We start from the raw sequence: 20,496 nt of genomic DNA, 5'->3' as shown, positions 1-20,496 counted from the left end.
CATTTGCAACCCCGTCTGCTTGGACGATGCCGCTCCCGCATAATCCTCGACAGCCGGTTTCAAGCAAAAAAAAAGCCCTGGGAGCCAGGGCTTAAAATGCATGCCACTTACGTGGTGTAGCGAGCATGCGAGCCAATAAGGTTTAGCCGCGCAGAGGCTTGCCGTTGGCGTCTTCCAGCAGCTTGACTGCCATCAGGTGCGGCGCTTTTTCGCCGAACTGGCCAACCGCTTCCGCGTAGAGTTTTTCCACCTGCTCGCACATCGGCAATTCAGCCGATACCTGACCAGCCAGCTCCAGGGTCAGGCGCATGTCCTTGAGGGCTAGGCCAAGGTCGAAAGTCGGATCGTAGTCGCCGTTGAGAATGCAGGGACCATAGCGATCGGCCACGTAGCTGCGACCGGTGCTGTTCTGAATGATGGCGAGCATCTTGTCAGCCGGCACCCCACCTTTCACACCGAGCATAAGTGCTTCGGACAGCGCGACGGAGTGCAGGTAGCAGAGCACCACCTGTGCGATCTTGGCGACGTAACCGGCACCAGAATCGCCCAGATATTCGATACGTTTGCCAATGGCTGCGAAGATCGGTTTGCACTCTTCGAAGACCTTTTCATCACCCCCGATCAGGATCGTCAGGGTGCCGGCGGCAGCGCCTTCGGAGCCGCCGGAGATCGGCGCATCGAGGGTACGGATACCCTTCGCGTCGGTCAGCGCACGTACTTCGCGCCAGGAATCCAGGTTGTTGGTGCTCAGCTCAATCCAGATAGCACCTTCGCGCATGCTGGCAACCAAACCATCTTCTGCGCCGGCAACTTTCTTAATGATGGTCGGCGACGGCAATGAGGTCATCACCACGTCGGCGTCTCGAACGGCAGCCTGAATGCTGTCGGCCCACTGCGCCCCCGCTTGCTCCAGCGCCTCCGCTTTACTGCGGTCGACGTCGTGAATGGTGAGATTGAAGCCGGCTTTCACCAGATTAGCGGCCATCGGACCGCCCATGTTACCCAAACCAATAAAAGCGATTTTCATAACGCGCTCTCTCAAGAATCAGACTGCCGTTTTTATTGATCAGTACTTGTAAGACGGATCGACTCGATCGACCTGGCGCAGCAGAGCCGGCCACTCGTATTTCCCCGGAACGAAGGCGGCGTATTGCTTGGCAGCCTTTTCCCACATGGCAGGGGAAGTTTCAGCCAGCGGCAGGCCAGTGGCGGCAACTTGCAGCATGTTGGCGCAGGCACGCACCAAGTAGTGCATGTTCATGAAGGCTTCACCTGCGGTCTCGCCTACGGTCAGGAAGCCGTGGTTACGCATGATCAGGCACTTATTCTCCCCTAGGTTATCGGCGATACGCAGGCTTTCGTCGGTATCGACCGACAGGCCTTCCCAATCGTGATAACCGATCTTGCCGTAGAGCATCGAGGAGTCCTGCACATAGTGCACGACATCCCGAATAGCGGTGGCGGCGAGGCCAGCCGGTGCGTGGGAGTGGAAGACGAACAAGGCGTTCGGGATGGTCATGTGAATACCGCGGTGAATCACGAAACCTGCGGTGTTCACCTCGGGCGGACCGTCCAGCACGTTACCGTGCTCGTCGATCTTGATCAGGTTGGACGCATTGATCTCAGTGTTGTGCAGACCGAAATGGTTCATCAGGAAGTGGTGATCGGTACCCGGCACACGCGCGGTAATGTGGTTCCAGACGATGTCGTCGTATCCGTACATGTGAGCCAGGCGATGCATCGCCGCCAGGTCGACACGGACATTCCACTCTTCTTGGGTAAAACGCGGCTTGGCCGACGTGGCCCGCTCGAACTCTGCCATCGATTAATCCTCCGCTGGTTGTCACTGCACATAGATCCGCTCTCAAGGCGGGATGGGCAAAAACTACCACCGTGGTTAATGGTTGACAATCATTTATCAACAAATAATTATCTCTGGCGACTTATGTTGCCACGGCCCTGAAGTCGCCGTGAGACGACCTTCTGTTGTGCGTCAGAACAGGGCTCGCCCCTGTGGAATCTCGCCGCAGGGGCACGCACATCAGTAGCCATATCAATGTGGGCAACGCCTGCCCGATGTCTACTTGCCTTGCCCTTGGAAAAGGTAGCAAGCCTTTGAAACCAACGATCCATTGTCAGCGAGAGGACAGATTCATGCACATCAGGGCGGCACTAGCCTGAGGGACGTCGCTCAGATCCATTCCTCTGCTCGTGCCGAGGCAGAGCTATATCAATGGATCGTCGCCATAGCAGTGGTGAACGACGGTGGCTATGGCGTGCGGAGCATCCTGGCAGTATCTCTAAGAGCTTCTTCGAAGGGCATTGGCGTTAGGCCAAAAACTTGGGCCGAGGCTGTGGAGTCCAGGATGAAGGGCTGCGCGAACTGATACCTCGTAGCGCGCATTTCGCGCAGCATCGGCATGAACAAACCCAAGGTCCACAGCAAAGGATAGGGAATGGCCGAGAGCCTCGGTGTAGGCAAGTTTTCGACCTCGCAAAATCGCATAACGAGTTCGCGCGCCGTCAACGGTGGGTTGGTGGGCGCGTGCCAGACTTTTCCCCAGGCGCGCTCGTCGGTGGCGACCGCAATCAGCAATCGTGCAGCATCATCGACCGAGGTCCAACTGTGAGGCACGTCCAGCGGAATGGGCGAGACCGCCTTCTTGCCTTCGAGAAGCGGCTTGCAAAGCGCGAGAGCAAACACGGAGTTCGGCTGGATGTGATCGCTGGCACGCACTTCGGTAGCCCGGATACGGCCTGCTTCATGCAAGGCAAGGGCTTGGTGCCAGATGTCCGCCCTGATGCGTAGCTTCGGATGTTGTGCGGCCGTCGGGGTCTGTTCCGTCATCGGTTGGGTGACGGGTCCATAACCATATGCATTACTGTGGCTGACCAGGACGGCACCGGTGCGTTCTGCAGTGGTCAGTAATGCTGAAGCCAAGAGGGGCCAATCCTGCGGCCAGCGATCATAAGGAGGCGCTGCGCAGACGTAGAGGGCCTCGGCATTGCTTGCGAGCCCGGTCAACTGATCCGCGTCCGTGGCGTCGGCAGCGACCTGCTCGACACCATGAAGGTCGGGACCACTGCCTTTGCGACTCACTAGTCGGACATGTTCGCCTTGCGAAACGAGCAATTTGGCGGTTGCGATACCGACAGAGCTTGCGCCTACGATGATGTGTGTTTTTCCCATTATTTTTCCCGCCGCGAGGTTGAGAAGTTAGATCAATGGACTGGCGCTTGTCGGACCGTCCACACCAGCGCAGTAGTCCGATGGAAGCACCATCAGCGCGCTGATACGCCCGGCATCCTGGATGCCGGGAGCGAAGAGGTCGATGCGCCTAGGCGCGGTTGTGCAACTACGCCTTCAGTACTGCGGCGAGAACGTCGCGTAGCGGCGTAGCAGGACGCCCGGCAAGGCGTTCTACATCATTTGTAACGATGTCGAATGCACCGGCCACGAAGTTACGCTTGATATCGAGGACGACACTGACGACTGGTTCCGGAAGGCCAGCCTGGGCAAGGCCACCAGCGAGCTGTTCTTGCGTGAGAACAGCAAAGCCTACGGGCGCGCCGGTGAGTTCTGAAACGATCGCGGCTCGCTCTTCGCCGGTGACGACGGCCGCACCTGTCGCGTTGTAGATGGCGCCAGCGTGGCCCTCTCCGGCCAGAATCCCTGCGGCTGCTGCGGCTACGTCGTCGCGGGACACGTAGGCGACGCGCTCCGGACCTAAGCCCGCCAAGACACCCGCGCCGAGCGAACTCTTGATCTCGTCGGCCATCGATTCGGCGTAGTAGTTCATCCGCAGGATGGTCCAGCGCGGTGCCGTACGGATCAAGTGCTGCTCGCCATCCCAGTACGGCGCGCCGATCGATGGCTCCTCGGCCTCCTTCGTCCCTGCCGCGGAGACGAGCACGACATGTTCGACCCCGGCCTGCCGCGCAGCGTCGATGGCTGCCTTCAGCTGGCGGCCTCGCACACCGGGGCGCAGGTCGGCGCTGGGAATGATGAGCAGGCGGTCAAGCCCCTGGTAGGCCCGCACCAACGATTCCGGATGGTCGTAGTCGCCTTCACGGCCTTCGGCTGGGTCAGCAAGGGTCGCAGGGGTTCGGGAGATGCCGATGACACTATGGCCCGCACCATGTGCGGCCAGGAACGACAACACTTTCTGGCCAAGATGGCCGCTTGCACCACTGATTCCGATCTTCATCTGATAACCTTTCTATCGTAGAGAACAAAATGTTCGTGCCAAAAATGCGCGCAAACGATAGGATTGACAAGAATGCACAAATCCGTTCTCAACGAACAAAAATGTGCCTGTCGACTACTGAGGAACAGGAAGGTGGCCAAAACGCAGATCGTAAATCCGGCTGGATGCGAGACGCCTAACGACGATCACGCAAGATGCAAGGCTCTCGGGCAGGTGCTCGACCGTATCGGGGACAAATGGACCATCGGCGTGGTGGGTGCCCTCTCCAAAGGGCCAACCCGCTTCAATGCGCTGCTTCGTCTGATCGAAGGCGTCTCGCATCGCATGCTGACGCTGACGCTGCGTGGCTTGGAGCAGGATGGGCTGGTCAAGCGGACAGTGTATCCGACCGTGCCACCGAAAGTTGAGTATGAGCTTACCGACATGGGCAGCTCTCTGATCGAGCCCTTGCAGGTGCTCTCGCTGTGGGCTCAGGAACATCGTCCGGCCATTGAAGCCGCGCGTGCCTCTTCGCTAGTTCGTCAAGCGAGTGAGGCCGGGGCCACGTGAAGTGGCATTGTTGAATGGGGCTATCCGAGAATCCATCGACAAACCATTTAATCTGCGCGACCTATGACTTTTGATCATCAATCTGCACGATCACTCAGGGTGTCGCCTGAAAGCCTCAAAGCCATACTTCACGGGCGCTGGCGAGCCGCCAGGCAGAAACAGCCGGCTCGTCGTTTTGGCTAAATTTTCGCACCCACTCGTGGTTAAGGATGGATCGTTCAGAGCCTCTGGCTGGGTGCCTCCTCGACTCGCTCCTCCACACTGACCGCCGGTTCGATAACCGCAGCCAGGGTCGTGCAGGCAAGGGCATTGGGTGTGGCCTGATGCTGCAACGGCGCATCGTCCTGCAGGTGCTCGCCAGTCACACGCCCCTGACCCACGGCAACCGCCAGTACCCCCGCGCTGATGGCAAAGAACAGGTAGAGGTTGGAGGGACCGAAATGCCCCATTAGCGCACCGGCTAGCAGCGGGCCGATGCAGGCCCCCACGCCGAAGGTAGCGAGCAACAACCCCGCCAGCGATACGCGCAGACGTGGCTCCATGTTGTCGTTGGCCAGGGCCACTCCCAGCGGGTACAGGCAGAACTGCAGAAAACCGATGCAAGCGCTGAACAGCAGCAGCACACCGAACGACAGGCCATGGTAGAACGCCAGCGGCAGACAGGTCAGGATCAACAACACCGCCACAGCGCGAATCAGGCTGGCGCGTGGCAAGCGATCCGACAGCCAGCCCAGTGGTAGTTGGGCAAGCAGCCCAGCCGCAATCGCCAGGGCCATGAACTGGCCCACTTCGACCGTGCTCAGGCCCTGTCGGCTGGCATAGATCGACGACAACCCATAGAAACCACCGTTGATCATCCCCGATATCAGTACGGTGAACAGCGACTGCGGCACTCGCTGCAAAAACAGACGCAGATCAACCGGTTCGGAACCCGGTATGGCCGGATGGGTACTGCGGGTCAGCGCCACCGGCACCTGGCTCAGAGCGAAAGCGATGACCACTCCGAGTAACGCATGCAGGCCAAGATTGCCGTCGATGCTCAGCGCCAGTTGACCGAGCATCATGCCGACGTAGGCCGAGACCATGTATATGCCCAGCACCCTGCCACGTTGATCGCTCTGCGCGCAGTCGTTGAGCCAGCTCTCCACCACCATCAGCTGGCACATCATCGCCATCCCGACCACAAAACGCAGCAACAACCAGAGCAGCAATGCCTCAGTGAAGGCATGCGTCAGCACCGCCGCACATATGATGCCAGAGCAGGCCACGTAGGTACGGATATGGCCGACACGACCGATCAGTACCTGGCCAACCTTGCCGCCGATCACCATACCCAAGGCATTGGCGGCCATTATCGCACCACCCCAGAACTCGGCGACGCCGCCGGCAGTCAGGCGCAGCGCCAGATAGGTCATCAACAGGGTCGAGCCGAGCTGCATCAGCAGGCTGGCCAGATAGAGTGCAGAGAACGCCTGGGTCAGTCCGAGCAATTGCTCACCCCTTTATCAACGACAACCACCACGCCTGAGCCGGGCGAGCAGCAAAACGGGATGATCGGCAACCCTCCCAGCGGAAGAACCCGATGCCGATACTCGGCGAGATCTCGTTGCTAATCACCCGCGCAGGATGAACTCGGGGTCGATGGTGATCGACCGGCTACACCAGACCTTTTCTGGAAACGACCTGGCTCATAGCTCGCCCCGACGGTTCCAGGCGCGCCGACACTATTGTAGTAGTCCGAGTCGAGCAGCTCGCCGGAGAGATGGCTGAACAGCACATCGGCCGACTAAGGGCAGCGTGCCAGGAAAGCCTTGCGATGGTCGGTGCGTACCGGCTTGCGCATAGCTCCGCAGTGCTCTTGCCGGTCTTGTGAATGTTGATCTTGCCCGACAGCTGGTAACGGCTGCCACGGAGGTCGAGGTTCTGGCGGAGGCTGCCCCCCCCTTCTACAACTGACTGCATAGAATGCAGTGTGAATAGCCTCGGCTTTCCTAGACACTATTGAGCGGCTGCCATAGATCCAGCGGGGCTATGGCAGCCGCTAACTAGAGGCTTTTCTCCGCCTTTCACTCTCTGACCTTGCCTCAGCTATCGAGCAGTACGCGCCCGAAAGTAGCGTATCAATCGCACGGGTTCTACCCCGTTAGCGCATAGCACTACGGGAAGCAACTCGCAGTTGGCTGGCTACCTAGCCGCTTCTTTGCCCAGCATGCGATGGTCTGCGTTATCAGAGGCTAGGGCTAGTACTAGTACTACTGCTTCTGGCCGTTTTCTGCCCGTTACGACCGGCTGCAAACGGCCCAGACCGTGTAAAAACGCAGCAAGCGATGGCAATCAACTGCCGGGGGATTTTCTCAGTGTCCAGGAGGCCGTCGGAGGCCCAATCGGGCGCAATCGGTGATTCTGGTTGTTATGGCACTTTCGGCTTCGGCGCGCGTGCTGGAGGACGGTAAGAGTCGTAAAACAGGCCTCAGGCCTTCATCGCTGCCATCAAGGCATCGCTGCCCATTAAGCGCAACACGCGTTTGAGATTGTAGGCGAGCACGTGCAGGCTCATCTCGGTACTCACCCGGTCGAGCGTTCTGGTGAGGAAATGGGTGGCCCCCATCCAGGATTTCAGCGTGCCGAACGGATGCTCGACCGTCTGCCGGCGGATCCGCATCATCTCGGGCGCTTGATCCAGGCGACTCTGCATCGCCTCGAGCACTGCCTCATGCTCCCAGCGGCTCACCCGGCGCTGCGGGCTCGGCGTACAGTGCTCTTTCAACGCATAACCTTGGCAGTGCGAACTCCAGTAGCGATGCAGCTTCAGCCCTTTCTCGACGCTTGAATACCGCCAGATCAGACTTTGCCCAGCAGGGCAGCGGTACTCATTCTTGGCTGCGTCATAGATGAAATCACCTTTGCCGAAGCGGCCAGCCGCTGTCGCGCCCGAGGTCAGCGTCTTGGGCACGAAAACGGTGATTCCAGTCTCATGGCACGCCAGGATCTCTTCGCCTTTGAAATACCCTCTGTCTGCGACCGCCGAGAGTTCCTCGACACCCATGGCCTCTAGCGCTTGCTTGGCCATCGAACTCAGTTGGTCTCGATCGACTCCGTTGTTCGTGACCTCGTGCGTCACGATCAGGTGGTGCTTCGCGTCGACCGCCGCCTGCACGTTGTAGCCGACCACGCCGCTGCCCCGGGTCTTCATTGAGCGGGCATCGGGATCGGTCAGGGAGATCTGTTTATCCGGTGTTTCGTTGAGCCGAACCTCGATTTCCTTGAGCTCCTGCATTTTGGCTTTCAAGGTCGCGATCTTGTCGTGAAGGCGTTCGGCTTTGGCCTGCGCCACGGCAGGCTCCTGACGATCTGCGGTATCGAGTGCCGTCAGGTAGCGGTTGATGCTGGACTCGATCTCCTCCATTCGCCGCTGAAGCTTGGCGCTGGTGAAGTTGCGGTCGCGATTGTTGACCGCCTTGAACTTGCTGCCATCGATGGCCACCAGCGCTTCAGAGAACAGGCCAAGCTGCTGGCACAGCACCACGAACTGTCGACAGACGCCGCGGATTGCCTTGCCGTTATCCTTGCGGAAGTTGGCGATAGTCTTGAAGTCCGGCATCAAACGTCCGGTCAGCCACATCAACTCAACGTTGCGCTGAGCCTCACGTTCGAGACGGCGGCTGGACTGGATGCGATTGAGATAGCCGTAGATGTAGATCTTCAGGAGGTCGGCAGGATGGTAAGCGGGCCGACCTGTTTCCGCCGGGACGACACCCTCGAAACCCAGTTGGCCAAGGTCGAGTTCATCGACGAAAACATCGACCACCCGCACCGGGTTGGTGTCCGCCACGTAGTCATCCAAGCTCTCGGGAAGCAGCGTGCTTTGCCCTCGATGCTCTCCCTGGATAAAGCGCTTCATTGGCACCCCCCCGCTGATTTCGAATCCATCAAATCACAGCAAGGTCGATGCCAACGTTTTTACACAGCCTGGGCCAGGAGCGGTCATTCGTGAGGAGCAGCTCTAGACGAAATGCAAAATCGGTGACCGGCACCTATCTGCGTAGAAGCAGCCAAGGTGCTCTCCTGCCAAATCAGGACATCTGCTCTTGGACGCCTCACTCCGCCCAGGAACGCGTGATCTACAGTTTGCCGTCACCGGCGAACCTACCTTCTAGCGAACCCCGGCTCCTAAGCAGAGCCCAAGGGATGAGCTGACGTTACTAGGTAATCGCCAAATCCACAGCCGCAGGCGATCTGGAGCGGATAAACTCGGACTTCTAGCTGACATGGATCGTCGGGAGGGGGGCATCGCCTACCGAGACTCGGCTATTGCCGGCAAAAACCAGCGATGTATCGAGTTTCATCGCGAAAAACTTGAAAGAATCTTTCGCCATTGTGTTGCAGAAGTAGGCTGGCAAAGTCGTCCGCTTATGGCGATAGCGGCCTGGTTCAGTAAGTCTTTTTGAGTATAAAAACTAGGGCCTTCGCCCTTTTCATACCAGGATTTCAAAATGGTTGATAATGGAATAACACATATCCTTAGATCTAGCGCCGCGGAATATAACCATTTCACACAGACAGTACATCTGCATACAGTAGAGCGTGATGCGATGCTAAGGTTTAGGGCTGCATTGCGTGATCCAGAGAATCAGGGGGTCGAAGTAGTGCAGGGGACTAAGGATTTACTGCGGCCTATGGTGCATGAGCTACGGCATTGGGTTGACATGAACTGCTCGATTCGAGGTATGAAAGTTCTTTGGCATATATTTAATCTTGTCAAGAACCCAGCTCCAGAAAATCAGTCCATTGTTCAACTAAAAAAGGATATAGGGTTAAAGTTTTTTATAATGGATCCAGCAGAAGGTATTCCTTTCCCGTGGCGTCATTCGGTAAGGCTTAGCAAGCCTATCTTTGCTGAAAACATTGAGCATTTCTCTGTGTGCTTTTTCAAGCCGGATGACAAGCGCGGTCGTAATCATCTTTTTAAATCACCGATATATTTGGGGAGTATGCTCGAGTGCTGCGCTTATTTTCAGGAGTTGAGAGACGCTGCACCCAATATGCGCAAGGCCGGCACATGGGAGATTGATAAGCATTTATTCGCCAAGGAAGAAATGGCATTTATCTATAACTCTAGCCTTGCTGAATACCACTGTCTTGCCCATGCATTGGCTGCGTCGGCTGAAGAGCCTGATATGTTGGCCACATATGAGTTTGCCGCTTCGCTTTGCTTTTGGTTGCTAAACATGCCAGATGATATGTTAGCGGCGAGCGTAATTGAGGCCTGCGAATGGAATAGGCAGAACAGTGGGGATAATTACCTCGCCGACTACGCGAAAAACTGGCCATACGAATCGATCCTTGTTGCCACGTTGAATAAATTTCGCACAATTCCGCTCTCAGTACGTGGCAGCCTACGTGAAGAGCTGGTCTACGAGATTTTCGACTGCTGGAAATCCTTCAGGGCTGGTTATTTCGAGCGAAGCCACGAAGGCTTTTTAGCGGAGGTAGCTAAGACCGCCAAGGTGGCTCCAGAGTACTTTGAGAGTGCCAAGGAGGCTCTGATTAGCAATAACAAACAGATACTTGAGCGTAAAACACTCACCCCCACAATCTTTCAGCTCAGGTACCCGCCCTTGTATTGCGGAGATTTTACGGTGAACGGTGATGAAGCTTTCAATGGCTTGGAAGACCATTACGCCGGGTTGGACGAGAGTCTTATGGCCTCCCTGATCAAGATCGAGGCACCATAAGCTCTTTGATAGCAAAGGGGCTCTACCGGGTTCTTTCTGTGAGCTAACCCGATCATTGTCATGAGGACATCATAAAGGAGAGTGCTTAGTTCCCAATCAGTGCAGGATGAGCAAGCAGTGGATCAGGTATCCATATCCGAGCCGGTTGTTGCAACCACAGGCGTAAATTACACATCTGAATCTGGATGATCTCCTAGGGGCGCGGTCTGCACGGTGATCTCGTCAAGCCAGATCGGGTATCAGGAGAAGGGAATTGAATAAGAAAAAGCGCAAGAGGTCAGCTCGCTCACCGGCTAAAAAGCCACACCTGTCAGCTGAAATGCAGCGTGTTATGGACGAACGACGGAAGATGTTTGACCAAGCCTTCCAAGTATCCTGCAGCCGGGGGCGTGAGGTTCTCACCCGCTTCCATCCAGGTGACGCGCTCACTGCCGTCAACATCTTGGATCTCTGGCAACCGAATCGTGCTAGCCAGGTCAAGCACCAACTCGCCTTCAGCCTGTTGGTGTCCACACCGGTTGATAGCTTCGCACCTGCCCGTATGACCACTTACGAGGAATTCTCAGAATTCTGCAGCGCACTAATCGAGGCCTTGCCAGATTTCTCCATGCTGGAGGATTACGTGCCGGAGTTGGACTGGGGCGAGGTGAAGATTCTTCTCGGGCAAGAGCCGGTTGCCATTCTGCATGGTGGCCCCGTACAACGCGTCGTCGATCATATTGAAGCATTCCGCATCTGCCACGCGGATGGCACCCAGGCCGCGGCCGATCTGGAGAGCGCAATCCGACTGCAGGGCGAACTTCTTCGTTTAGTTCCTAACAATGGCGGAGATCAAGACGAAACAACTCCTGGGCATGTCGAGGTGCCACCCGTGCCTTTTTGGGAGGTCATCTCGCTGGCATTAAAACAGTTATCGGGGGTTGAGAAGCTTCGAGATCACTACGTCGCAGAGCTGGGGCACCCTGCCTCTTGGCATGATGCAAGTAGCTTCAGCGAAGCGGTGATGACAGGCAAAGCAGTGCCTTGGCTTGCGGCTAGGATCCATGGAGTGCTCTTTGCCGTTTCGCTACGAAACGCAGTGACGGTTGTAATCGACTCCTGGTCCAAATCTGCGCAGGACGCCCCAGCCCGAGTTGCTACGCGCTTGAGCAGCTACGTGGCTAAGCGAATCCAGAGTCATTCCTGCCTGACCGGGCCACTGCTACTACGCTCGAGCAGTGAGCGTGCGCCGCTTCCCATTGCCGCCGCCCTCTTCGACGGTTCACACAACTTCTTGGTAGTCCCCGTACCACCCGGCCAACTAGCCTTGGCCGGCAAGGCTGTGACCGTTATGCGCCGTATCATGCGAAACAAGGACTGGGGTCTCCAGTTCGCAGGCACCTCCGAAGGGTTCCAGCTCCGGGATGCCAACGGCGAGGTACCCGGGCCCCAAGCGGTGCATATCCTATTGGTGAATGCTTCTGTTTCTACTGAGTTTTCTATGGCTAAGCAGCCGAGCCCTGACGCTCGCCTGATGCCCCTAGTAGATGCATGCACGATTTTTGATTCAATTGTATCGGTGGAAGAACTGGCACGGTTCTGGACGTACGTGGATGGACTAGGAGAATTTGGTGGCGGCGCATTCAGCGATTTGGGCGACCTGTTTGGGTCATTCCGGGACGTTCATGCGCAGATCATTGTAGGAGCGTTGATCCCTAACTTCCTTAGCTTAGACCCCCACTGGGGAGCGTCTTGGCGCTACAGACAACTCAAAGAATTCTGGAAGCATGCGCCACTCATCTTTCCGGACGAGAACAGTGTTTGGGAGACACATGAACGCAAGGGTATGAGCTCGCTGGCACGGGTTGTTGCCAAAAACGCTCCCAAACTCGCATGGTCGTCAGTGATCGGGACAACCACTCTGCATTTTATCCTCGATGCCGAGGCAGTCGGGCTAGAACCACAGGATGGCGCGTTACTTGAGCTCTTTGTGCACTGTGCTGCAGACAGCATCTCCGAACGAGCATCGATTATCGCGCCGCTCCTACAGCTCCCATTACGTCGGATAAATCTGCATTGCTTCAGTGCAGACCACCTACTGGCATCCGCTGGGGAAGAACAGACTCAGCAGTCGGTGGCCACCCCTCTCATCACAGGTTGGGCAGATATGCCGAACCCGGACGCTTACAGCTACCAAGCCCGAGTCACTGTCAATTTAGCGAAACTGGTACGGGATCTGGAAGATGCTGAAGATGCGCGTTTCGAAGCTGTCTGTGCATTGGTGATCGTCGAGCATCTGTTTTCAGTAATGGGCAACTCAATGCCGCCCGAACTGCGCCAAGCCTTGGCGGACACAGCCGCTCGCCGACCACGCTTTACCCTCAAGCATATGCAGCGCACAGTGGACGTACCGGACTTCACACGATCGCAGGTGCCGAGAGCTGAGGATTACAAAGTGGCCCGGCGCGATCTAGCCATCCTGCTTAAAGCGCAAGGCGTGGCCCCGGGAGTGTATGAGCTTGATGTCGCCAAGGCGCTGATCAACCCGGCCCGTGTGGCATACCGGGACGCAGTGCACCAGCGCATTCGCGCATTAGATCGCGAAAGCCTGCTGAGCTATTGCGTTAAGCAATACGACGCCCTGATCGCTTCATATGACCGCGACGAGTTGAGAATCACGCAGAGCCTTCGCCATGAGGTTGATTTCGACCGAGAGGAAACGCTAGCCGAGGCTCACGAAAAGTTTGTCCGTGAGAGTAGAAACTACCGCTACCTGCTCGAGAGTGCGTTGGTTTTGACCTCGCCCCAAAATTCGCCGGTACAAGCTGAAGCGGTCCTTTCTATTCTGGCTATGGTCGACTGGCTCTTTGTTCTATATGGCGCCAGCGATGTACTACACCACGGTATTGATGTGGGCGGTCTTCGGGTAGACGACCAGTACGTTCCGGAGGTCTTTTACTCAGAAGTGCGCAATTCGCAGGAAGGCTTGTATGGGCGAGAGATGGCAGCCCTGCGGTTGGGCATCAACGTGGCGGAGGAAGACAAGGTCACGACGGAGCTTTCAGTACAAGCATATATTGAGCTCTTAGACACCGCGTTCTTGAAAGACCTACGGTTCTCTTACTCACATATGTTGCAGGTACTCTCCACTCTCATCCAGTGGGTGTCGGCCGGCGGCGAACAAGAGCTCGCCTGCAGCTACGTCTCCAACCGGCAAGTTATGGCAGAGCGGATAGTGAACGCTTACCCAGAAATGCCTATAGACGCTGCACTAAAGGTAATAGAGTTTCTCCTGCTTACGCCCGACCAGGCCTGGCGCTTGCTAGGCAGGGATGTCACTGAGGACGATGTCCCGGTATGGGAGCACTCCAAGCGAGGCAGTCGCCACACAATACGACCGCTCATTGAGTTACCGGGCGGTCGATTGCTATGGGGGGCAGCAGCAGTGGAAAGGGCTAGACGTATCTGGACTGGATCAATTTCAGCGGGTTATCTGCCTGCTGACTACCCCTGGCCAGCAGTAAATGCCGCCGTAGCTCAGCTTAAGAAGGAGTTGGAGGATGGACTGGAAGACCGCGCATACCAAGTTTGTTCCCGCGTCATCCCCTATGCCATTAAAGGCATAGACTTCAAGCGCCGCTTTCCAAAACAGCAATTTCCGGACGTGGGTGATTTCGATGTACTGGCTTACCTGCCGGAGGAGAACCAATGGCTGACCGCTGAGTGTAAATACAATCAGCCCGCCTTTTGCCTGAAGGACACACGTCGACTTCGGGATCGGATTTTCGGGCGGGGAAGTGATTCCGGCCAGCTGGGAAAAGTCGAAAGGAGGCGCAACTTCCTAGCTAAGAATACAGACACGTTGCGAACCTTGCTTGGGTGGCCAGAACCCGCGGAGAAACCGCTCTTAATGACGGAGCTTTACGTGTCGAAGGACATGCACTTTTGGTTACGATTCCCCCCGTATGAGGTACCAACGTACTTTGTGCAGATTAACACCTTAGACGCCTGGCTACGATCTGCCGACTCACCATTTGTTATCAGCGATGCTAATGCAGAGCACCTTGGAGCCAGCCCTGTGTAACTAGCAGCTTTTGCCGGGACTAATGGCTGGTCTGTCCTCTGCGGAAATTGCGCTGAGCACATGTCCGCTTTTGGCCGGGTGCGGCTGGCCGCCATCGGCTGGAGTCGGCCAAATGCAGCCATTCACCCATGTCTGGGCACTTCATAGACTCCGGCTGACTGTATGGGTTTTTATTACCAGTCTGGTTCCGGTGACGCTATAGGTCTGTGTACTGCACGCTCATACGATTTCGCTCCAGGCAATGGTGCCTAATTATGGAGTATGTGATGGGTGCAATGAATCTACCGCAGCGTCTGAAGACGCTTGGTGTCATCGGGGTTATGGCTGTCGCCACACAAGCGGCAGTGGCGGCTCCGGCTGACCACTACCAGCAAGCAGCAGGCTTTTACCGGCAGATGGTCGGCGACACCGTGGTGACTGCTGTTTATGACGGCTATATCGACCTGGATCCCAAGCACCTCGCGGGTATGTCGCAGGAAAAGATCCAGGAGCACATTCTGCATGAATATCAGAAGGCGGCTCCCTTCGTTCAGACGGCAGTCAATGCTTTCCTTGTCGATGATGGCAAACAGCTGGTGCTTATCGACTCGGGCTCGTCTGATTGCTTCGGCCCAACCATGGGGCGAATGGTCGACAACATCCGGGCTGCCGGCTATGAGCCGGAAGAAGTCGACGCGGTGCTGCTGACGCACATGCATCCTGACCATGCCTGTGGTGTAAGCCTGCCAGGCGGCAAGCGTGCCTTTGCTAATGCAACCGTCTGGGCCGCAAGTCGCGATGCAAGCTACTGGCTCGATGTGAAGCAGGAAGGTTCATTGCCTGAAGATCAGCGCCCCTTCTTCAAGATGGCGCGTGATGCAATTGCCCCATACTCAGCAGCAGGCAAGTTCAAGACCTTCAATGACGGCGACTCCATTACTCCGGGCATTCAGGTCGTTCCGTCGAATGGTCACACCCCTGGCCACACGTCTTACCTGCTCAGCTCGGCAGGCGAAAAGCTGCTGCTTTGGGGAGACATCGTGCACGTACATTCGGTGCAACTGCCCCATCCTGAGGTAACCATAGCAGTAGACGTCGACCCTAAGGCTGCGGTGGCATCGCGTACCCGGCTGTTCGCCGAGGCCGCGAAGGAGCGCTGGCTGGTGGCGGCAGCGCACTTGCCTTTTCCTGGCATTGGACATCTGCGTAAAGAGGAAAAGGGTTACAGCTGGGTGCCTGTTGAGTACCGAAACCCTATTAACTCTGAACGCTGAGTAGCATCTGCGGAATGAGAAAGGCCACGGCTTCGTCGTGGCTTTTTTATTGATATCTAAGCAGCACATTGGTTCTTTATGAATACCAATCTGTGAGCTGGCCAGCGCTCTATCAGCCGCAACAGAGTCAGTAGCATCGACATCACCTCCCAGTAGTAGCTCTTATCTTTTGTCATTAATGAGGTGTGCCATGCCCAAGGTTGTCCACTTTCACCGTACTGGTGACGCTGATGTTCTGGTTCTCGAAGAGGTCTCAGTACCGCAGCCGAAAAAACACGAGGTTCAGATTGAAGTAAAAGCCATCGGCTTGAACCGCGCTGAAATCATGTATCGCACAGGGCAGTACGTTATTGACCCCCAGTTCCCGGCGAAGCTGGGTTATGAAGCAGCCGGTGTTGTCCGTGCTGTAGGGAGTGATGTCAGCGACATCGCGCCTGGTGACTTGGTCAGCGTCGTGCCAGCGTTTTCCTTTGCCGATTACGGCATGTATGGCGAGGTGGTCAATGCGCCTGAGCATGCTGTCGTCAAACATCCCTCTAACCTTAGCTTCGTGGAGGCGGCGGCAAGTTGGATGATGTTTGTAACCGCCTACGGCGCGCTGGTGGAGTACGGTAACCTACAAGCTGGTGATACCGTCCTAATTCCGGCAGCGTCGAGCAGTGTCGGTCTGGCAGCGATTCAGATTGCCAACATGCTGGGTGCCATACCGGTGGCACTTACCCGTACGAGTGCCAAGCGGCAGGCGCTGCTGGATGCTGGAGCAAAGCATGTCATTGCTACCCAGGAAGAGGATTTGGTTGCCGAGGTAGCAGCCATCACCAGTGGCAGGGGCGCGCGTATCGTTTTCGATCCGGTTGGTGGCCCCGAAGCGACCAAGCTGATCAAGTCCATGTCCGACAGCGGGATCTTCTTCCAGTATGGCGCCTTGGATCATCGCGACATCCCTGTTCCGGTTTTCGATATTCTCGGCAAGCATCTGACCGTGCGCGGTTACGAGTTGTTTGAAATCACCACGGATATGCAGAAACTGGCCAATGCAAAGGCATTCGTCATCAGGGGGTTGGCAGGTGGTCAGCTCAAGCCCGTCATCGACCAGGTATTCTCACTCAATGACATCGCGGCAGCACACCGCCGCATGGAGTCGAATGCGCAAATCGGTAAGATTGTCGTTGTGGTTGACTGAGTGAACTCCTACGGCAGTCATCGACTGCCATACGCCGTCGTTGTTTGCTCACGAACAGCGACGGCTTTTTTGTCTCTGCTGCCTGAGAGAGAGCAGCTTCGCTATGATCCTCAGTGCAGAGTAGTTCTGGCGCCGTACGGAGGTGTGTAGAGGATGGCTATGAACCTGATTGAAGCCATGCAAATGTTCGTTGCAGTGGTTGAGCATGGTAGCTATACCAAAGCTGCCGAGGCGCTCAATGTGCATCGTCCCGCACTCTCCAAACTCATCCAGAATCTTGAGCAGGAACTGGGTGTGCAACTGCTACATCGCACTACGCGTAGAGTGAACACCACTCCCGCTGGCGACGAGTTCTATGAACGCAGCTTAAAGTTACTCGCTGATCTAGCGGACACACTAGACTGGTTTTCACCAACTCGTCCGCCGCGAGGAAAGCTCAGGGTCGATATGCAGACAGTACTCGGCCACGCCGTAATCATCCCACGACTGCCTGAGTTGATGGAGCGTTACCCTGGGCTGGAAATATCCCTGTGTGCCTCCGACAATCTGAACGACCTGATTGCTGAAGGCATCGACTGTTCCGTGCGACTGGGGGAGCTGGATGATTCAAGCCTAGTTGCCAAGCGTATTGGCGACATTGCCTTGGTGACTTGTGCTGCGCCTGCCTATGTAAAGAAGCACGGTCTACCACGAACACTGGACGATTTGCGGGCGCACGTCGCGGTCAACTTCATGATTGAACAGCGTCGTCAGGTCATGCCCTGGCGGTTCAGAAGCGACGGCGGAACTATCAGCATAAAGATGCGTAGCGGCATCGTCGTTGACAGCGCCGAGGCATTACTTTACTGCGCATTGGCAGGGATTGGCATGGTGCAGGGACTACGCCCTGCATTGCAGCGCTATATCGATAGCGGACGCTTGGTAGAGGTGCTGCCTGATGTTCCAGTCGAGCCTAAGGCAGTTTCCGTATTGTTCCCAGATCGACGTCATCTATCACCGAATGTGCGGGTATTCGTCGAGTGGGTCAGCGCGCTGTTCCAAGAGAAAAGGCGTTAGTACTGTTTCATTGGTATCGGACTGAATAATAGTCCATGAATCTTTTGCGAATTTATCTCACCTTTCTCGACGAGTACTGTTCTCTCAGCAGCTGCATATTACGCCAGTCGTTGCAATGGGTTGTTGTAGCAGGGCGTTAGCTCTCCTCAATGTGCCTACCCATTTTTGGCAGAGTTCATTTGATGTCAGGTTAGTGAGGCAGTCGTGCGACCGCTTGGCTTACCGGCGCTAACACCTGAGAGAGCGGAGATGTTGGAGAAAAGAGAGCCCCCGTATGGGCTGGCTGAGAGTGTTTTTGCCAGGGTGTTTGTCCCGGAAAAATTGACGTTCGGGTTACTAACGCCATTAGAGGGCTATCCTCTTAGCGATACTCCGACCATGGCAGAGCATACAGAGCTAGCAGCTCTTGCGGACGATCTGGGCTTCGCTGCACTTTGGCTACGTGATGTGCCGTTGCGAGACCCCGCTTTTGGGGATGTAGCTCAGATATATGACGTCATGGTGTATGCGACTTGGCTTGCTGCGGCCACTCGTAGCATTGCAATTGGCACTGCCGGAGTGGTTCTTCCGCTGCGAGAACCTATTGCTGTAGCCAAGCAAGCGCTGTCGGTCGATCAACTCTCCCAAGGGCGATTCATGCTGGGGGTTTCGACAGGAGATCGTCCCTCAGAGTACCCGGCGTTTGGAATCGACTTCGACAAACGAGAGTCTCGCTTTCGTGACGCGCATGCCGTAATTCGTTCCGTCTCGAACGGGTCATTTCCCGTCCACAAGTCGACTCACTTCGGTATGTTGGATGGAACTCTAGATTTGGTTCCCAAGGCATTTCACACACGACTGCCGATGATAGCAGTGGGGCGCTGTGGCCAAGAGATAACTTGGCTGGCAGAGCATATGGATGGTTGGATATGGCACCAGAGCAATCCTGAACAGTTGTCTTCAGTAATTAGCTACTGGCAGTCCGCATGTGGGCCTGCGACGTTCAAACCCTACGGCTATGGAACCTTCTTTGAGCTGGATAGAGACCCCAATGCTCCTATTCGCTGGGGACGCGGACTGCGTGGAGGGCGAAATGCGCTCATCAGTCTTTGGCAGCGACAGCGTGACCAGGGTGTGTCGCACATTGCTTTGAATATGAGGGTGTCGCACCGACCAGTTAAGGAAAGTATTCAAGAGTTTGCGGAGTATGTGCTTCCGCTCTTTGCTTAAAGGAATACTAAGATTAACTGCACGTCCGCTTTTGGCCGGCTAACGCCCCATGCCCTGGCTAATCATCCTTGTCCTCCCGTACGCGGAGGACAAATCTATGAGCACCATCGCTACTTAACCCAGAAAAAACAAGGGCCGCAGTCGCAGCCCTATCATGCAGCTTCAAGCTTACTGCAGCCAGCTCTCAACAGTCTCGGCGCCGTATTGTTCTTTCCAAGCTTTCAGTACCTTGTGGTTGCCGCCTTTAGTTTCTACAACTTCACCGTTATTCGGGTTCTTGTAACGCTTCAGAGCACGCTCACGACGAGCAACTTTCACCGGCGCTGCGGCGGCCTTGGCAGCATTCGGATCGAGAAGGGCGATAACGTTGCGCAGGGAGTAGTTGTAGTCGGCAAGCAGGGCGCGCAGTTTGGTTTCAAACTCGATTTCACGCTTGAGTTTCTCGTCGCCTTTCAAGGCTTCGAGGCGCTTTTGCTGCTCGGCGATTTGGGCTTCCAGAGCTTTGTATTCGGCAATGATTGACATTGATATTTCCCTAGTTTTTTGAGGTGTGTCGAAGAGATATTAAGTAGCTACAGGATATTAGAAACGGTAGGTCGAAAGAAGCCTCCTGAACCGCGCTGACTTTCCTAGACACTTGATCACTGTTTTTGACTGGTTAGAGCGCGGAACTGTAGTGGTCAACCCATCCCGGACAGTGGGTTAAGTTTTTCTTCGACCACCGCAGGCGGTAGCCCCTCGTTGAACTGATGTGGCCTGATCCAGTTGTAGCGGTGCATCAGGTAATGACTGATGTCCCGCTGAGCCTCCTGAGCTGTCAGGTAGCCGGTCGCCGGAATCCATTCGTATTTCAAGCTGCGGAACAGTCGTTCCATTGGCGAGTTGTCCCAACAGTTTCCCCGGCGACTCATGCTCTGCTCCATCCGATAGTGCCATAGCCGCTGCCGGAAAAGGCGGCTGCAGGAGCGTCGGCTAAGCACGTGATGGAAAGAAGCAGGATAAGCGCAGCGGCAAACAATCGTGTCATGAGATGGCGTCAGGCAAAATGCGCATTGTAGAGCGCTTAAAAGGCTAAAAAGGGGATGGCTTTAACCACACAAGTGCTGACTGTTTTTAGCTGGCAGCAATTGGCAGACCTCTGCCAGTCATGACAGTCGGGAGCCGGCCCAGGCTGTGTAAAAACGCTGGCATCGACCTTGCTGTGATTTGATGGATTCAAATCAGTGGGGAATGCCGATGA

General features: G+C 56.0%; 14 protein-coding genes and 1 pseudogene. 7 read left to right on the top strand and 8 right to left on the bottom strand.

Annotation, left to right across the window (positions count from 1 at the left end):
- Positions 1-142: 142 nt before the first annotated feature.
- From VC352_RS24225 to VC352_RS24210, 4 genes are all read right to left on the bottom strand, one after another.
- The gene (locus VC352_RS24225) at positions 143-1,027 is read right to left on the bottom strand and encodes an NAD(P)-dependent oxidoreductase (protein WP_322982056.1); all 885 of its coding nucleotides are present in this window, start codon (positions 1,025-1,027) and stop codon (positions 143-145) included.
- A 39-nt stretch (positions 1,028-1,066) separates the two neighbouring features.
- Entirely contained in the window at positions 1,067-1,822 is a 756-nt protein-coding gene (locus tag VC352_RS24220; RefSeq protein WP_322982055.1) for a class II aldolase/adducin family protein, read from the bottom strand.
- 447 nt (positions 1,823-2,269) lie between these two features.
- The gene (locus VC352_RS24215) at positions 2,270-3,190 is read right to left on the bottom strand and encodes an NAD-dependent epimerase/dehydratase family protein (protein ID WP_322982054.1); all 921 of its coding nucleotides are present in this window, start codon (positions 3,188-3,190) and stop codon (positions 2,270-2,272) included.
- Positions 3,191-3,356: 166 nt separating this feature from the next.
- Positions 3,357-4,208 (bottom strand): SDR family oxidoreductase, encoded by an 852-nt coding sequence (locus VC352_RS24210; protein ID WP_322982053.1) that lies wholly within the window; start codon positions 4,206-4,208, stop codon positions 3,357-3,359.
- 72 nt (positions 4,209-4,280) lie between these two features.
- Here VC352_RS24210 and VC352_RS24205 point away from each other — a divergent pair, with 72 nt between their 5' ends.
- Positions 4,281-4,757, top strand: a complete 477-nt coding sequence (locus VC352_RS24205; protein WP_322982052.1) for a helix-turn-helix domain-containing protein — start codon at positions 4,281-4,283, stop codon at positions 4,755-4,757.
- A gap of 218 nt (positions 4,758-4,975) precedes the next feature.
- Here VC352_RS24205 and VC352_RS24200 read toward each other — a convergent pair whose 3' ends face one another.
- Together VC352_RS24200 and VC352_RS24195 are read right to left on the bottom strand one after the other, a co-directional pair.
- The gene (locus tag VC352_RS24200) at positions 4,976-6,247 is read right to left on the bottom strand and encodes an MFS transporter (RefSeq protein ID WP_322982051.1); all 1,272 of its coding nucleotides are present in this window, start codon (positions 6,245-6,247) and stop codon (positions 4,976-4,978) included.
- Between the two features lie 980 nt (positions 6,248-7,227).
- Positions 7,228-8,658 (bottom strand): IS1182 family transposase, encoded by a 1,431-nt coding sequence (locus VC352_RS24195; RefSeq protein ID WP_322982050.1) that lies wholly within the window; start codon positions 8,656-8,658, stop codon positions 7,228-7,230.
- An 826-nt stretch (positions 8,659-9,484) separates the two neighbouring features.
- Here VC352_RS24195 and VC352_RS24190 point away from each other — a divergent pair.
- The 6 genes from VC352_RS24190 (at position 9,485) to VC352_RS24165 (ending at position 19,256) form a co-directional block, all read left to right on the top strand.
- Positions 9,485-10,492 carry a hypothetical protein gene (locus VC352_RS24190; RefSeq protein WP_322982049.1) on the top strand — a complete coding sequence of 336 codons (1,008 nt, stop codon included), beginning with the start codon at positions 9,485-9,487 and terminating at the stop codon, positions 10,490-10,492.
- A 253-nt stretch (positions 10,493-10,745) separates the two neighbouring features.
- Positions 10,746-14,555 carry a hypothetical protein gene (locus VC352_RS24185; protein WP_322982048.1) on the top strand — a complete coding sequence of 1,270 codons (3,810 nt, stop codon included), beginning with the start codon at positions 10,746-10,748 and terminating at the stop codon, positions 14,553-14,555.
- 266 nt (positions 14,556-14,821) lie between these two features.
- Entirely contained in the window at positions 14,822-15,808 is a 987-nt protein-coding gene (locus tag VC352_RS24180; protein ID WP_322982047.1) for an MBL fold metallo-hydrolase, read from the top strand.
- A 190-nt stretch (positions 15,809-15,998) separates the two neighbouring features.
- Complete coding sequence (locus tag VC352_RS24175) at positions 15,999-16,991, top strand: zinc-dependent alcohol dehydrogenase family protein (protein WP_322982046.1); 993 nt, start codon at positions 15,999-16,001, stop codon at positions 16,989-16,991.
- Between the two features lie 159 nt (positions 16,992-17,150).
- Complete coding sequence (locus VC352_RS24170) at positions 17,151-18,047, top strand: LysR family transcriptional regulator (RefSeq protein WP_322982045.1); 897 nt, start codon at positions 17,151-17,153, stop codon at positions 18,045-18,047.
- Positions 18,048-18,296: 249 nt separating this feature from the next.
- On the top strand, positions 18,297-19,256 hold the full coding sequence (locus VC352_RS24165; RefSeq protein WP_322982044.1) for an LLM class oxidoreductase: 960 nt from the start codon (positions 18,297-18,299) through the stop codon (positions 19,254-19,256).
- A gap of 168 nt (positions 19,257-19,424) precedes the next feature.
- Here the strand turns inward: VC352_RS24165 and VC352_RS24160 are convergent, their stop codons facing one another.
- Positions 19,425-19,781: a histone-like nucleoid-structuring protein, MvaT/MvaU family gene (locus tag VC352_RS24160; protein WP_322982043.1), complete on the bottom strand. Its 357-nt coding sequence runs from the start codon at positions 19,779-19,781 to the stop codon at positions 19,425-19,427.
- A 155-nt stretch (positions 19,782-19,936) separates the two neighbouring features.
- A pseudogene (locus VC352_RS24155) lies at positions 19,937-20,218 on the bottom strand (integrase core domain-containing protein); the annotation flags it as partial.
- Positions 20,219-20,496: the final 278 nt, after the last annotated feature.

The sequence above is a fragment of the Pseudomonas sp. C11 genome (assembly GCF_034683865.1).
Lineage (GTDB): Bacteria > Pseudomonadota > Gammaproteobacteria > Pseudomonadales > Pseudomonadaceae > Aquipseudomonas.
The sequence above is the reverse complement of the archived record's forward strand: the minus strand, read 5'-3'. Positions and strand labels throughout refer to the sequence as shown.